16 protein-coding genes are annotated in these 14,674 nt (G+C 72.1%); 7 read left to right on the forward strand and 9 right to left on the reverse strand.

Translation table 11 applies throughout. The features are described 5' to 3' along the window. Positions 1-80 precede the first annotated feature (80 nt). Both AB0P25_RS13315 and AB0P25_RS13320 read left to right on the forward strand, forming a co-directional pair. Entirely contained in the window at positions 81-911 is an 831-nt protein-coding gene (locus tag AB0P25_RS13315; protein ID WP_363807929.1) for an ATP-binding cassette domain-containing protein, read from the forward strand. Next, positions 908-1,702, forward strand: a complete 795-nt coding sequence (locus AB0P25_RS13320; RefSeq protein ID WP_363807931.1) for an alpha/beta fold hydrolase — start codon at positions 908-910, stop codon at positions 1,700-1,702. The genes AB0P25_RS13315 and AB0P25_RS13320 overlap by 4 nt, the downstream gene beginning before the upstream one ends. Positions 1,703-1,717: 15 nt before the next feature. On the opposite strand, the gene AB0P25_RS13325 is transcribed toward AB0P25_RS13320, so the two are convergent. Further along, the gene (locus AB0P25_RS13325; protein WP_363807932.1) at positions 1,718-3,118 is read right to left on the reverse strand and encodes a DUF2252 domain-containing protein; all 1,401 of its coding nucleotides are present in this window, start codon (positions 3,116-3,118) and stop codon (positions 1,718-1,720) included. A gap of 99 nt (positions 3,119-3,217) precedes the next feature. Between AB0P25_RS13325 and AB0P25_RS13330 the strand changes: the two genes are divergently transcribed. Then, positions 3,218-3,556 (forward strand): hypothetical protein, encoded by a 339-nt coding sequence (locus tag AB0P25_RS13330; protein ID WP_363807933.1) that lies wholly within the window; start codon positions 3,218-3,220, stop codon positions 3,554-3,556. 55 nt (positions 3,557-3,611) lie between these two features. Then, entirely contained in the window at positions 3,612-4,700 is a 1,089-nt protein-coding gene (locus AB0P25_RS13335) for an ATP-binding protein (protein WP_363807935.1), read from the forward strand. On the opposite strand, the gene AB0P25_RS13340 is transcribed toward AB0P25_RS13335, so the two are convergent. The 6 genes from AB0P25_RS13340 to AB0P25_RS13365 all read right to left on the reverse strand — a co-directional run bounded on the left by AB0P25_RS13340 (position 4,697) and on the right by AB0P25_RS13365 (position 9,964). Then, positions 4,697-5,944 carry an AI-2E family transporter gene (locus AB0P25_RS13340; protein WP_363807936.1) on the reverse strand — a complete coding sequence of 416 codons (1,248 nt, stop codon included), beginning with the start codon at positions 5,942-5,944 and terminating at the stop codon, positions 4,697-4,699. The two genes, AB0P25_RS13335 and AB0P25_RS13340, sit on opposite strands and share 4 nt — an antisense overlap. Before the next feature lie 10 nt (positions 5,945-5,954). Continuing rightward, positions 5,955-6,446 (reverse strand): SHOCT domain-containing protein, encoded by a 492-nt coding sequence (locus AB0P25_RS13345; RefSeq protein WP_363807937.1) that lies wholly within the window; start codon positions 6,444-6,446, stop codon positions 5,955-5,957. Between the two features lie 103 nt (positions 6,447-6,549). Then, entirely contained in the window at positions 6,550-7,443 is an 894-nt protein-coding gene (locus AB0P25_RS13350) for an NAD(P)H-hydrate dehydratase (RefSeq protein ID WP_363807938.1), read from the reverse strand. After that, positions 7,436-8,158, reverse strand: coding sequence for a histidine phosphatase family protein (locus AB0P25_RS13355; RefSeq protein WP_363807940.1), 723 nt, complete (start codon positions 8,156-8,158; stop codon positions 7,436-7,438). The genes AB0P25_RS13350 and AB0P25_RS13355 overlap by 8 nt, the downstream gene beginning before the upstream one ends. Then, on the reverse strand, positions 8,155-9,087 hold the full coding sequence (locus tag AB0P25_RS13360) for a hypothetical protein (RefSeq protein WP_363807941.1): 933 nt from the start codon (positions 9,085-9,087) through the stop codon (positions 8,155-8,157). The genes AB0P25_RS13355 and AB0P25_RS13360 overlap by 4 nt, the downstream gene beginning before the upstream one ends. Positions 9,088-9,097: 10 nt before the next feature. Continuing rightward, positions 9,098-9,964 carry a helix-turn-helix transcriptional regulator gene (locus AB0P25_RS13365; RefSeq protein ID WP_363807942.1) on the reverse strand — a complete coding sequence of 289 codons (867 nt, stop codon included), beginning with the start codon at positions 9,962-9,964 and terminating at the stop codon, positions 9,098-9,100. A gap of 101 nt (positions 9,965-10,065) precedes the next feature. Between AB0P25_RS13365 and AB0P25_RS13370 the strand changes: the two genes are divergently transcribed. The 3 genes from AB0P25_RS13370 (at position 10,066) to AB0P25_RS13380 (ending at position 12,360) form a co-directional block, all read left to right on the forward strand. Beyond that, positions 10,066-10,839: an SDR family NAD(P)-dependent oxidoreductase gene (locus tag AB0P25_RS13370; protein WP_363807943.1), complete on the forward strand. Its 774-nt coding sequence runs from the start codon at positions 10,066-10,068 to the stop codon at positions 10,837-10,839. 166 nt (positions 10,840-11,005) lie between these two features. Continuing rightward, complete coding sequence (locus AB0P25_RS13375; protein ID WP_363807944.1) at positions 11,006-12,079, forward strand: hypothetical protein; 1,074 nt, start codon at positions 11,006-11,008, stop codon at positions 12,077-12,079. A 35-nt stretch (positions 12,080-12,114) separates the two neighbouring features. Next, complete coding sequence (locus AB0P25_RS13380) at positions 12,115-12,360, forward strand: hypothetical protein (protein ID WP_363807945.1); 246 nt, start codon at positions 12,115-12,117, stop codon at positions 12,358-12,360. A gap of 25 nt (positions 12,361-12,385) precedes the next feature. Here the strand turns inward: AB0P25_RS13380 and AB0P25_RS13385 are convergent, their stop codons facing one another. Both AB0P25_RS13385 and AB0P25_RS13390 read right to left on the reverse strand, forming a co-directional pair. Then, positions 12,386-13,477: a crosslink repair DNA glycosylase YcaQ family protein gene (locus AB0P25_RS13385; RefSeq protein ID WP_363807946.1), complete on the reverse strand. Its 1,092-nt coding sequence runs from the start codon at positions 13,475-13,477 to the stop codon at positions 12,386-12,388. Positions 13,478-13,538: 61 nt separating this feature from the next. Beyond that, complete coding sequence (locus tag AB0P25_RS13390; RefSeq protein WP_363807948.1) at positions 13,539-14,624, reverse strand: DUF998 domain-containing protein; 1,086 nt, start codon at positions 14,622-14,624, stop codon at positions 13,539-13,541. Positions 14,625-14,674: the final 50 nt, after the last annotated feature.

Below are 14,674 nucleotides of genomic sequence, written 5' to 3' on the forward strand. Positions count from 1 at the left end.
CCTCCCACCGCCCGCACCGGGCGGCGAGGGCCTTGACGGGTGGCGGCGATCCGGTCGCCTGCCGCGGATAGGGTGGATCGGTGACCCCGAACTCCGTCCTCGAACTGCACGACGTGACCTTCCGCCGCAACGGGACGCACATCCTCGAAGGCATCGACCTCACGGTGCGGGCGGGGGAGCACTGGGCGCTGCTCGGGCCGAACGGCGCCGGCAAGTCGACGGTGCTGGGGTTCTGCGGCGCGGTCGCGTTCCCGACCTCCGGCACGGTGGAGGTGCTGGGCAGCCTGCTCGGCCGCGTCGACCTCCAGGAGCTGCGCCGCCACATCGGGCACGTCAACCCGCGGCACCCGGTGCGCTCGCCGCTCACCGTGACCGAGGTCGTGCTCACCGGGATCACCGGAACGCTCGAGCCGCCGATGCGCTGGGAGCCGTCGGAGGGCGACCTCCGCCGGGCCCGGGACCTCATCCACTCGGTCGGCCTGGACGACCGGCGCGAGGCCCGCTGGCCCACGCTGTCGCAGGGGGAGCGGGGCCGCGCGCTGGTCGCCCGCGCCCTCATCTCCGACCCGCGCCTCCTCCTGCTGGACGAGCCCACGACCGGTCTCGACGTGGCGGCCCGGGAGCAGCTGCTCGAGACGATCGACGGCCTCGCGCACAGTGCGCCCGACCTCGCGTCGGTGCTTGTGACGCACCACCTGGAGGAGCTGCCCGAGACCACCACGCACGCCCTGCTCATCGCGCACGGGCGCACGGTCGCCGCGGGCTCCATCGACGACGTGATCACCACGGAGACGGTCTCACGGGCGTTCGAGCACCGGATCCGGGTGTCGAAGGCCGAGGGACGCTGGAGCGCGCGGGCGGTGCGCGAGCGTCCCATCCCGGTGCCCACCGCTGCCGAGGCGGCGCGGTGACGGAGTTCGCGAGCGCCGACGACGGGACGCCGATCGCGTACGAGGAGCAGGGCGTCGGCGTGCCGGTGCTGCTGATCGCCGGCCAGGCGACGGGCATGCACGGCTGGGGCCCGTTCGCGGACGCGCTCGCCCGCGACTTCCGCGTCATCACGTACGACCACCGCGGGATCGACGAGAGCGGTCTCGGCGACCCGGCGCAGTACTCCACGAGGGCGTTCGCGGATGACGCGGTCGCAGTCCTGGACGCGGCCGGCGTCGCGGCGGCCCACGTGGTCGGACACTCGATGGGCGGGCGCGTGGCGCAGTGGCTCGCGGCCGACCATCCGGAGCGGGTGCGGCGCCTCGTGCTCATGGCCACCACCTCCGGAGACCGCAGCGCCTCCCGCCGCGACCCGGCGGCGGTCGCGGACCTCCTCAGCGGCGTCCGCGAGCGGATGGTCCCGCTGTTCTTCGACGGCGAATGGGCGCGCACCCACCCGGCGGACGTCGACCGCTTCTTCACCCGCACCGCGTCCCGCCCGGCGCTGCGCGGCCACTTCGCCGCCAGCCGCGACCACGACGGCGCGGACGTGCTCGCCCGCATCCGCGCCGAAACGCTCGTGGTGCACGGCGCCCACGACCCACTCACGCCGCTGCCGCACGGCGAGGTGCTGGCCGAACGCATCCCGGACGCGACCCTCGCCGTTTTCGACGCCGGCCACGGCCTCCACCTCGACACCCCGGAGGTGCTGGAGACGGTGCGCGCGTTCCTGCTGCCGGCGGGGCAGCGGGTCGCGTCACGTACGGCCTAGCGACCGCGCGCGTGGTCACGCGACCGCGAAGTACCCGTCCCGCGCCGCCGCGACGAACTCCGCGTAGTCCGCCTCGGCCTGGTCGGCGTACCGCTCCGCCCACTCCGTGGCTGCGCGCACGAACGACGCCCCCGAGCCGATGTACCCGGAGATGAACGCCGACTTCGGGGAGCGGGCGTGCGCCCGGGCGAGGACCGCCCCGCACATCCGGGCGTAGTCGAAGAACTGCGCGGGGTTCATCGTCGGGATGTCGAACGACGCGTTCCTGTTGCGGAACTGCCGCATGTAGAACGCGAAGCCCTCCACCCGCAGGAAACCGAGGAACGGGTCCGACACGGCCTGGAGGATGCGCTGGCAGGCGACCACCCGGTAGCCCTGCTCGCCGGGCAGCAGCGACAGGTCGAGGTAGCCGGGGAGCGCCGCGACGCCGCCGAACCGCTCCACCACGGAGGGCTCCGCCTCCTTCAGCTGCAGGATGACGATCTCGCCCGTCGGTCCGCGCAGGGCGATGAGGAAGCACCGGGTGCCGACGCTGCCGACTCCGACGACCCGTCGCGCCACGTCGTCGAGCCGCAGCTGGGAGGCGAGGAGCGCCGTGTTCGGCAGCAGCGTCTCGCGGTACCGGTCGTAGGCGTTCTGGGCCAGAGCCTGCACTTCCGGCTCCGCGCGCCGCAGGATCGGCGGACGGTCGACGAAGCGCAGGACGCCGTCGTCGTCGGTCTCCAAAGTCTTGCGGGCCACGTGCTCGGTGGTGCGCTTGCGGGACTCCTTCATCACCGTATCGATCAGCTTCAGCATGTCGTTGCTGAGCAGGCTGCGCCCGCTGCCCGTCTCCACCGCCGCCGGCGAGAAGTAGCGGGCGTACAGCGGCGCGTCCAGCGCGCGACGCAGCCAGATCCGGTAGGTGGAGACCGTGCCCTCCGTGGTCTCCCGGATGCGGTGCGCCGGGAGGCCGATCGAGCGGCCGGCGAGCACGACGCTGGCCAGCAGGCGCTTGAGGTCCCACTCCCAGGGTCCGACCGTCGCCTCGTCGAAGTCGTTGATGTCGAACACCATCGCGTTCTCGGGCGACCGGTAGATGCCGAAGTTGCCGAGGTGCGCGTCCCCGCACACCACGACCTCCGCACCGGTGTCCGGGCCCGCGGCCAGGTCGGCCGCCTGGATCGCCGCGGTGCCGCGGTAGAACGCGAACGGGTCGGCGCTCATCCGCTCGACCCGCAGGTCGATGAGGTCCTGCAGGCGGTCCTCGTGCTGCGCTCGCAGGATGCCGAGCGGGTCTCGATCCGGCGCCGGGTCGTAGACGGCGTGCGCGGAGCGCGGAACGCCGGCCCGCGCCGCGCGTCCCGCCTCGAACAGCTCGTCCGCGGACAGCGGCGTCTCCGCCCGCTCGCCCGTCGCAGCCACATCCATGGTCATGGCGCACCTCCCTCGGCCACCGGCGTCCGCGCGTCGCCCAGAGGCCCGGGTGCGGACGCGCACATCATAGGTCCGCGCGAGCCCGCTAGGGTATCCGGAATGCAGGGATGGATCGAGCACCGCCGCGAGGACGGTGAACGCGTCGGCTGGCTGCGGCCGCAGGGTGAGGGGTTCGTGCCCGTCGACCTCCTCGGCCGCGAGCTGAGCGGCCCCGTGGACTGGCTGACGGGGGAGGAGCTGCTGGAGTCGGCCGGGATCGGCTACCTCGCCGACCGGTACGAGCTGGCGCTGGCGGACGGCCGCCGGCTGCGCGTGCGCCTGACGGAGGTCTCCACCGAGCGCATCGTCGTGAAGAAGGACGACTTCGGCGCCATCGACGCGCCGCAGCTCATCTACACGCTGCCGTTCCCCATCCCGGAGTCGCTGCGGCCGGTGTGAGCGGCGCGGGATTCCGGGGTGCCCAAGCGGGAGAGAGCGGCGTTAGCATCCGCCCATGATTCCGCTCACCGTGGGGACGCTGGCCGATGCGCCTGATACGCCGGCCGTGATCGACGGCTCCCGCTTCAACCGGCACACGTTCTGGTGCGGCCAGAGTGGATCGGGCAAGACGTACGCGCTCGGCGTCGTGCTAGAGCAGCTTCTGCTGCACACCGAGTTGCCGATCGCCGTGCTCGACCCGAACGCCGACTTCACCGAGCTGGGCCGGACGCGCGACGAGGTGGATGCGGTGGATGCGGAGCGCTGGTCGCGGCTCGGCATCCGGGTCTTCCACTCCAGCACCCCGCGCGAGCCGCAGCTGCGCATCCGCTTCGTCGACCTCAGCGTGCGGTCGAAGGCGGCGGTGGCGCGCCTCGACCCGATCGTCGACGAGGAGCAGTTCAACGCGCTGCTGCACCTCGACGTGAGCCCGGAGGACTTCGCGCGCGACACCTTCCTGCAGACCCTCGCCGCGTCCAACGACTCAGCCAGACGCCGCCTCGGCCTGCGGATCGACAACCTCGAGATCCTCGACTGGCCGCTGTGGGCCTTCGGCGGCGCCTCCTCGGCGACGACGGTGGAGGACCGGCCGCAGGCGGTCGTCCTCGACGTCGGCGGCTTCTCGCACCCGGGCGAGCCGCAGGCGGCGGCGCTCGGCATCCTCGAGGACCTGTGGGAGCGGCGGATGGAGCGGCGCCCGCTCCTCATCGTGATCGACGAGGCGCACAACTTCTGCCCGCCGTCGCCCCGGTCGAGCGTGGAGGCGCAGCTGACCGAGCAGCTGATCCAGATCGCCGCGGAGGGCCGCAAGTTCGGCCTCTGGCTGTTCCTGTCGACGCAGCGGCCGACCAAGATCCACCCGAACGTGCTGTCCCAGTGCGACAACCTGGGGATGATGCGGATGAACTCCCCGCGCGACCTCGCCGAGCTCGGCGACGTGTTCGGCTTCGTCCCGCGCGACGCGCTGGCGGAGTCACCGCACTTCCGCAAGGGGGAGGCGCTGTTCGCGGGCGCGTTCTCGGAGCAGCCGCAGCGCGTGCGCATCGGGCGGCGGCTGACCGTCGAGGGCGGGAGCGACCTGGCGGTCGCGGAGCACGTGGGCTAGGCGGCCGGCGGCGGGAGGGAGACCCCCGCTCCGGCCTTCGCCTGACGGCGGTCCTCCTTGCGTGCCAGCGCCTCGGCCTTCATCAGCTCGCGGGTGTGTTTGAGGTCGCCGAGGATGGGACGCCACATCCGGGAGCGCGGGTCGGAGTCGACCAGCACCGCCCGCACCAGCAGTGTGAGGGGCACGGCCAGGATCGCGCCGATGGGACCGAGGACCACCGCCCAGTAGAGCACGCAGAAGAAGGTGAGTGTCTGGCTGAGCGCCACGGCGTTGCCGACGACCTTGGGCTGCACGACCGATTGGACGACGGCGTTGATGAGCCCGTAGACGATGATGATCGCGATGACGGTGCCCCAGCCGCCGGTCAGGAAGCCGAAGACGAGCGGCGGGATGAGAGCGAAGAAGTAGCCGACGTTCGGGATGAAACTGCACAGGAAGGACAGGATCGCCCAGAGCAGTGCGGCCGGGACGCCCAGGATCACCAGCACGATGCCGTTCAGGACGCCCTGCGCGATTCCGAGCAGGGTGGTGACCACCATGTACCGCCGCACGGAGTGGCCGAACGTCACGAACGCGTACACGACGTTCGGGCGGGTGGGCTCCAGCTGCCGGAGCAGGCTCGGCGTGTACGCGGCATCGGCGGGCATCAGGATCAGCATCGTCAGCACGATGACGAGGAACGCCACGAGCCCGAACGCGTTGCCCAGCAGGCTGGTGAAGAAGCCCAGGAAGTTGCTCGGCTTGAAGCCCGCCTCGATGTCCTTGACCTGCTGCGGGCCGACGCCGATGCTCTGCAGCCAGGACCCGATCTGCGCGCCCAGCTGCTCGAGCTGCGGCTTGTACTGGGGCAGCATCCCCACGAACTGGGCGGTCGCCACCCAGAGCAGGCCGATGAAGCCCGCAAGCAGCGCGAAGACCGTCAGACCGACGGCGCCGGTGGCGAGCCCCTGGGGTGTGCCGTGACGCTCCAGCCAGACGCGGACCGGCTGCGCGCAGATGGTGAGGACCAGCGCGAGCAGCGTCGGCGCCAGGATGCCGGTGATCGCGGCCATCCCGAACGAGATCACCACGCCGGCGGCGAGCCCTATCAGGATGCGGGTGCCGCGGCCGACGCCGCCTCCGGCCCCGGTCTCGCTGTCAGGCGCGCCCGGCGCCTCCTCGGGCGCCGGGCGGGTGCGGCGCCGGAACGGCCAACGACGCTGCCCGTGTGCCGGAGGCGGCGCTGCCGGTTCTCCGGCACTCATCGGACCGGGGTCAGACCGTCGGCGCGGCCGGCGGCGGGGTGGCGGGACCGGCCGGAGCCGCGGGCGGGACCGGTGCGGCGGCCGCGGCGGGCGCGGGCGCGGCCGGAGCGGTGTGCTGACCGGAGAGGGCGCGCGCCTTCAGGTGGTCGAACTCCTGCTGCGTGATCGCGCCGCTGTCCAGCAGCGCTTTGGCCTTCGCGATCTCATCGGCCGGGCTGGACCCCGCGACCTGGCGGATGTAGTCGTCCGTCGCCGTCTGCACCTGGCGCGCCTCCTTCTGGCTGCGCTCGGCCATGCCGGGCCCGCGGGCGATCAGGTAGACCAGGGCGGTCAGGAACGGCACGAAGATCAGGAAGATGATCCACAGCGCCTTCCACCACCCGTTCAGCTTGTGGTCGCGGAACAGGTCGCTGATGATCGCGAACAGCGCGAACAGGTACGCCACGAAGGCGAAGCTCCAGAAGAACAGCCAGATGACACTCCAGAAGTTGCTCCAGTCCATGGTGGACTCCCCTCTCGACTCCAGCTCCCGTGTCTGGATGTGGCGTGAGAGTAACGCGGTGCCGGTTCGCACGGCTAGAGGGCACTTTCGCGGGGGCACCGCGTCAGGAGAGGGCGCTGAGCTCCGTCGTCAGACGGTCCACGATCTCCGATGCGAGGAACCCCAGCGGACCGATCGCGGTGGTCAGGTGGCGTCCGGCGGCGGCGTGGAGGTAGGTGCCCCAGACGGCCGCCTGCAGCGGTTCGGCACCGCGCGCGGCGAGCCCGGTGATCGCTCCGGCGAGCGCGTCGCCGCTGCCGGAGGTGCCCAGTCCGACGTCCCCGTCGCCGACCGTCAGCAGGCGTCCGTCCGGCGCGGCGATGCGTCCGAAGCAGGAGACGACCGCGCGGTAACGGCGGGCGAGCTCGCGCGCGTCGGCGTCGAGGTCGCCGGTGTCGCGGCCGAGCAGGCGGGCGGCCTCCTCGGTGTTGGGGGTCAGGATGCGCGGGCCGTCGCCGGCCAGCCGCGGGTGCCCGGCCAGGGCCCCGAGGGCGTAGGCGTCGAGCACGAGCACCGTGTCGCGACCGGCGGCCCGGGCGGCGCGAGGCAGCATCCGGGCGGTCTCCGCCGCGTCGTCGAGCCCCGGTCCCAGCAGGACCGCGTCGGCGCCCGCGAGGTCGGCGGCCGCCGCCCGGATCCCCGTGCCCCGGATGCTCCCGCCCGCCGTCTCGGCCAGCGGCACCACTCCCGACTCGGGCACGGCGACCGCGACCTGGGCGGCGACGGCGGAGCCCACAGCCAGGGTCAGCCGTCCCGCGCCCACCCGCAGGGCGGCCCGTCCCGCGAGCATCGCAGCGCCGGGGGAGCGGAGCGCCCCTCCCACGACCAGGACCTCTCCGCGCGACTTCTTCGACCCGGACGGCTCGGGCAGCGGCCAGGAGCGCAGCAGCTCGGGCGTGACCGTCTCGGCCGGCGCCCGTCGAGCATCCTTCCGGTGGGCATCCATCCGGTCACGCATCGGCGCGCGCCTCGCCCGGGTGGTCGGTCGAGGGCAGCCCCGCCGCGGCCAGGTGGGCGTCATCGGCGAAGGCCTCGAGCGTCCACTGCCGGCCGTCGAACGTCAGCTCGGTCACCGATGCGTTCGCGACGGGATGCGTCAGCAGATGCTCGGCGAGCTGCGCCTCGGTCATCCGCAGCAGCACGTAGAGGAACAGGCTGACGACGGCGTCGTGCGCGAAGACGACCACCACGTCGTCGTCGCCCGGGGCCGCGTCCAACGCGTCGCGGAGGAACGAGCGGATCCGCAGCGCCACGTCCGTCCACGCCTCGCCCCCCGGCGGCCGGTAGTAGAACTTGCCGGTCCAGCGCCTCCGCTCGGCCTCGAGGGGCAGCCGGCGCTCGACGCCGACGGCGGTCAGCCGGTCGAGGATGCCGAGCTCGCGGTCCCGCAACCGCTCGTCGATCCGGAGCGGCACCTCCTCGCCGAGGGCGAAGCGCGCCGTCTGGATCGCGCGATGGTACGGCGAGCTGAAGACGACGGCGCCGGCCGGGAGCCCTGGGCGGAGCCGTGCCCCGAGCGCGGAGGCCTGCAGCTCGCCGAGCGGGGAGAGGGTCACATCGGGATCCCGGGCCTCGACGACGATGACTTCGGCGCCGGCGACCTCGGCCGCGGCGGCCGCGACGTTCGCCGTGCTCTCGCCGTGACGGATCAGGAGCAGGGTGCGGACGGTCATGCGAGGGACTGTACGCCCGCCCACTCCAGCACGCGAAGCGCCCGGAGGGTGTTCCACCGGCTCGGCTCACCGGCCTCCTCGAACGGCACCGCCGGCCGGCCGTGCAACACGGCGTCCAGCGTCCATCGACCGTCGGCACCGCGCTTCGACCGCACCAGCTCGACCGCCTCGGTGGCGCGCTCGTCGTACGGAACGCCGGACGCTCGGAGGTGGTCGAGCCCGCGCAGCACGTCGTAGTGCCAGTAGTACGGGAAGCGGAACTCGAGCCAGGACTCGTCGATCAGCTCTCCGGTGCTCTTGCGGCGCATCAGGCCGCGGTCCAGCAGGTACTCCTGCCCGCGGCGCAGCGGCTCGGCCACGTCGGTCGGCCCTCCGGCGTCGCGGTACGCGGCCAGCGCCTCCACGACGCAGATCGTGCTGTGGAACGAACCGGGGTCGTCGCGCGTCTCCGCGTAGCAGTTCCAGCCGCCGTCGGTCTGCTGCGTGTCGAGCAGCTTGCCCAGGATGGTCTCGGTCGCGTGCCCGTACGGCGCGGCGGCGGTGAGCACGCGGCCGTTGATGCACGGCTCGACCTCGCCGTCGAAGAACGCGGAGAAGCCCCACTCCTCGCCCCAGTCGACGCCCGCGGCCGTGCGGTCGAGGGCTGCCCGGGTGCGCTCGCCGTCGGCTCCGAGCTGCGCGAGCAGCAGCACGACGATGTCGGTGGCGTCGCGGTCCTCGGGCTTCCACACGGTCCCGCCCCAGGTGCCCGACGCGTCCTGACGGTCGAGCAGCGCCGCACCCCAGCCCTCGCGTTCGACGCGGGCGCGCTCGGCGGCGACCTCCGCGTCGGGTGCGTGCACGACATCCCGCAGCGTCTGCCAGCGGAGGGACGGGTCGCCCTCCAGCAGCCACGACACGGTCGGATCGTCGACAGCCCCCGCACTCATGCGGGCCAGGCTACCGGGCTTCGCCGCCCGGTGCAGCAGGCGCGAAGGACTGCGTGCCGAGCACCGAGAGCAGTGCCAGCTTCTCCGCGGCCTCCGTACGCGGGGCCGCGGTGAGCACCAGCAGGCACTGCGACTGGTCCTCGGTGAACAGCGCCTGGCAGTCGAGCTCGATCGCGCCGAGCTCGGGATGCAGCAGCGTCTTGTGGTCCTCGAACCGCCGGGCGACGTCGTGGCGGTCCCACAACTCGGCGAACTCCGGGCTCTCCGCGAGGAGCGCCCGCACCAGCTCGCCGGCCCGAGACCGCGGCCCGAGGGCGCCGTACGCGTCGCGCAGGGAGGCGACCTGCGCGCGGCTCTGCCGGGCGCGGTCCTCCTCGGGGTACTGCGCCCGCGCCGTCTCCGGCTCGGTGAACCAGCGGTAGTACTCGCTGCGCGCGAGCCCGGTGTACCCGGAGCGGTCGCCGAGCAGCGCGACGGCCATCCGGTTCTGCACGAGCGTTTCGCCGAGGTTCGAGAGCACGAGCGCGGGGGTGTCCTCCAGCCTGTCGAGCACGCGCAGCAGGGCCGGCGGGACATGACCGCCGCCGGAGAACCGGTCGGGCGTGTTGTGGCCCGCGACCCGGTACAGGTAGTCGCGCTCGTCGTCGGTCAGCCGCAGCGCGCGCGACAGCGACGACAGCATCTGCTCGCTCGGCTGCGGGCCGCGGCGCTGCTCCAGCCGGGTGTAGTAGTCCGTCGACATGGCCGCCAGCAGCGCGACCTCCTCGCGCCGCAGGCCGGGGGCGCGGCGGCGGGCGCCCTCGGGCAGGCCCACGTCCTCCGGGCGCAGCGCCTCGCGGTGGCGGCGCAGGAAGTCGGAGAGGGCGGTGCGGTCCATTCCTCCATGATGGCTGCGCGGGCGCCGGCGAACCAGGGACCGCGGATCCCTGGATGACCGCTCCACTTCCTCCGCCTCGCCCGCCACCCGATGGTGGAGGCATGAACATCACAGGGAACACCGTCTTCATCCCCGGCGCCACCAGCGGCATCGGGCTCGCCCTCGCCGTCGCCCTCCACGAGCGCGGCAACACCGTCATCGTCGGCGGCCGGCGCACCGAATTGCTCGAGCAGATCGCCGCAGAGCACCCCGGCATCGACACCGTCCGCATCGACACCGCCGACGCCGACAGCATCCGGGAGGCGTCCGCGCGGGTGCTCGAGGCCCACCCCCACCTGAACGTGCTCGTCGCGATGGCCGGCATCATGCGGGTCGAGGACTGGCACACGCCCGCCGGCTTCCTGGACTCGGCGGAGTCGATCGTCACCACCAACGTGCTCGGCCCCATCCGCCTGATCGCCGCTTTCGTCGAGCACCTGCAGACTCGGCCGGACGCGACCATCGTGACCGTTTCGTCTGGGCTGGCGTTCACGCCGCTCAAGGCCACGCCGAGCTACAACGCCAGCAAGGCGGCGGTGCACATGCTCAGCGAGAGCATCCGCCTCCAGCTCGCCGACACGTCCGTGAAGATCGTGGAGCTGGAGCCGCCATCGGTCGCGACCGACCTGATGCCCGGCCAGCGCGAGAGCGAATTCGCCATGCCGCTCGACGAGTTCGTCGGCGAGGTGATGGACCTCATCGAGACCCAGCCCGACGCGAAGGAGCTGCAGGTCGAGCGCGTCAAGTTCCTGCGGTACGGCGAGGCGCGCGGCGACTACGACCGCGTGGTCCAGGTGCTCAACGCCGCCGATCCGCACGGGAAGGATGCGGCGTAGTACTCCTCGCCGATCGCGCCGCTGCCGCTGACCAACGCAAAAGCATGCTTAGCAATGCGCGACACGTCACATTCCCTCGGCGTGCGTGTCCTCATGAGTGAAGGGCATCGTGCCCGCTCTCAATTGGAGGACATAAGTGACGAAGTCTCGTGCAATGAGGTCAGCGGTGACCCTGGCGGGGGCGTGCGTGATCGGTGCAAGCCTGACCGGTTTCGCCGCGACAGATGCAGCTCAGACGAATGCGGAGGACGCGGTGGCGGCGTTGCAAGCAATAGCGCCGCAGGCCCTCTCGGGTGTGGCCACAACGCGAGGAGCCGAGGGGACCGCTGTCGAGGCACCCACGCCGGAGGGTGCTTCAGTGGAAGTGCCGGACGACCCGTCCGACGGCGTGACTCTTGGAACGCCCGATGACAGGGTCGGCGTCACCATCGGCCTGCCGTTCGCGGACCAGGCCACTGACGCCGCCGAGTCACAGAGGGACGGGGTGGTGGTTTACGACAACATGAATGGTTCCTCGACCGTCCCCGTCGCGCGCTCGGATGGCAGTGCGCAAATCATCACGGTGATCGACAACGCTGGAGCCCCCAAGCGGTACGAGTATCCCGTCGAGCTGCCGCCGGGCGCTTCGTTGGCCCTTGCCGACGATGGGTCCGTCGAGTCGGTGGGGGCCGAGGACGAGAACGCCCCCGTTCTGCACGTCGCGACGCCGTGGGCCAAGGATGCGAATGGAGACAAGGTCCCCACGCACTACGAGGTTTCGGGTTCGACCCTGACGCAGGTCATCGACTTCACGAAGGGCTCCGCGTTTCCGATCGTCGCCGACCCCGCCACCTACGTCGACTACACCAAGTCCGAGGTCATCAACCTGCGTGACTACGGCGCGCAGACGAAGTGGCGGTACCTCAACGGGTGCTCCGCGGCGGCAGGAAAGTCCTGCAGCATCAGCAGGACGTACACGGTCAACGCGACGGTCGAAACGGCGCTGAACGTGTCGGCGGCTACCGTGGGTGCATCGATCGGCGTTTCGGCCGGGGCGGGCCTGTCTGTTGCGGTCACCTGCGGTATCAGCCGCGGACCGGCAAGCGTCAGCCTGTACGCGCAGGCGGTCAAGAAGACCTACCAGGTGCGGACGACTCGTTACTACGGTGTCCCGGTTCCCGGACGAGGCTTGTCCACTCAGGTGAAGACCAGTGGCACCCTCACGGCCTACAAGCCGAACGGACGGTACTCGTGCGTGTGAGCCCGTGGGGGCTGATCGCGGCCACGGCCGCAGGCATGCTCGTCATCACGGGCTTCGTTCTCGCGGACCTGTCGGGCGCCAACGTGTGTAGCGCCGCTCTCTATGACACGAATCTGTGCGAGGCGGCTCGTCTGCGCCAGTCGATTTTCGCCTCAGCTTTGACGGCGTCCGGTGTCATCGCTCTCGCGCTGCTGGCGACTGCTTTCCCGCCGCGCACGTCACGCGGTCGCTCGGACGCGAACTCGGAAAAGCTTCCCGAAGGAGCTTCGAAAGAGAGCTAGTTTCGTGCGCGTCTCGGCGCCGGGCTCACGGTCGCTCGACCGCGAGCCCCAGCCACGCCGCCAGGTCGTCGATCGCCGCGTCGACCTCGTCGCGCGCGGACGGCCCGAGCGGCGCGTCCTCGTGGACCGCGTCCAGGCGGAGTACGCCCCGCTTGCGGTCCGCCGCTGCGTCCAGCTTGCCGACCAGCCGGTCCTCGTGGAGGATCGGCAGCGCGAAGTAGCCCCACCGGCGCTTGGCCGCGGGCTTGTACATCTCCAGCAGGTACTCGAAGCCGAAGATGTCCTGGCTGCGCACCCGGTCGTGCACGAGCCGGTCGAACGGCGAGAGCAGCGCCGTGCGTCCCTCGAACGGCAGGCCGACGGCGTCCGGGTCGACCCGCCACTCGCGGTCGCTTCCGTCGACCCGGGCGGGGACGCCGGCGCCGCCGACCAGCTGCGGCCGGGCGATGCCGAGCGCGCGCAGCCGCCGCTCGTCACGCAGCGGCGCGGCCTCCGCCTCCGGCACGGCCTCGATGCCGGTCGGGTAGACGCGCTCGGCGAGGTCCCAGGTGCGCTGGCGGCCGACGCGGCCCGCGACCGCGACCACGCCGCGGCCCTGCAGCAGCTCCAGCATGTGGGTCACGTTGCGCTCGTGCGTCCACCCGGTCGACTGCCACGGCACCTCGGCGGTGTCCGGGATGTCCTTCGACAGCAGCGGGCCGGCGTCGCGCAGGCGGTCGAGCACGTCCTGACGGAAGCGGGCGTTGGCATCCAGCCAGGCGGTCCAGCTCGCGGCGATGGGGCCGTTCGCCATCCGGTCGAGGTTGAGCGCCAGATCCGAGACCGGGCGGAGCATGGCGAACGGAGGCTGCACCGGGTCATCCTGCGCCTTCCACTCGTACAGCGTCCGGTCGCTCTCGACCGCCGCCGCCAGGTGCTCCGGCCGGTACGACGCGCCGAGGCGCGTGTACGCGATGAGGTCGGCGCTCGGCGCGATGGCCGCGGTGGGGTCGAGCTGCAGGAACGTCAGGTGCTCGACGAGCGGCACCAGCCCCTCGGGGCGGGCCGCATCGAGCCGCTGCGCGCGCACGGCGATCCGTCGCGCCTCCTCCCGGTCGAGCACGATCTCGGATGCCATGGCCCGACGCTACCGGCTGCGACCGACACCCGCCCCGCTCACCCGCGCGCGGCCGCGCCGCTCACCCGCGCGCGGCCGCGCCGCTCACGCGCAAGAACACCGTCAGCCACGCGAACACCACGACCCCGGCGATCAGCTCGGTCGCCGTGAGCACGTAGTAGCCGGTGACGAAGAAGACGGCGGCCAGCACGATCACACCGAACAGCACGTACCCGAGCAGGAAGAACGACCTCGGCGCTTCGGGCAGCGCCCGCCGGACCCAGAACACGAGCAGTGAGAAGGCGATGAGCATGCCGACCGCCGAGCCGTTGTGCAGGATCTGCGACACGTTCAGCGGGAACAGCCCCACCCCGGCGAGCAGCAGCCCGATCAGGATGAGGCACACACGGACGCGCAGACGGGCCGGTCGCACGGCGGGGTCCACTCCCGTCAGGTCGGTCGCGTAGCGGGCGATCGCCGCCATCATCAGGCCGGCCACGATGAGCGTCAGGTTGAAGGTGAGCGACGACACGCTCCGCGTCATCCCGAGCGCACTGAGGTGGAACTCCCACCAGTGCGGGTCCGGTGCGCTCAGCATGGCGGCGAGGATGCCGAACGCGGCGAACACCGCGAGCACGGTCGACAGCCGCATCAGGTCCATCCTCGCCGCGGACAGGAAGATGACGTACGCGCTGAAGCCGACCGCCACGCCCGCGAGGACCGTGGCCGACAGCGCGTACACCGTCGCGTCCTGGAAGCCGTCGGCGAGGATGGCGCCGAGCACCAGCCAGCCCAGCACGGCGATGATGCCGTGCGCCAGGGCGATCACCACGGTGTCGAACAGAGCCGGCCGGGTCAGCGAGCGACGAGCGGCCGGCGCCTCCGCCGGCCGGTCGGCGCGGCCCCCGAACGGTGTCAGGGCGTCCCGGTGCCACAGGCGGCCGACGATGTACGCCGCGATGCCGACCACCCCTGCCGCGAGCGCCGCGAACTGCGACAGGGAGCCCGGGCCCGCGATCGGCAGCGACCGCCCCCAGAAGAACGGCAGCGACGCGATCGCGCCGACGACGAGGGCGGCGGCGCCCACGACGATGGCCGATCCCTCGAGATCGAGGGCCGCCGCCCGCACCGCCACCCGCTCGGTGCTCCGCTGACGTACGCCGGTCATCCAGCACCTCCTCCGTCGGCCGCATGATGCCGTGCGGCACGACGCCCTGG

The sequence above is a fragment of the Leifsonia sp. NPDC077715 genome, assembly GCF_040686855.1.
Classification (GTDB): domain Bacteria; phylum Actinomycetota; class Actinomycetes; order Actinomycetales; family Microbacteriaceae; genus Leifsonia.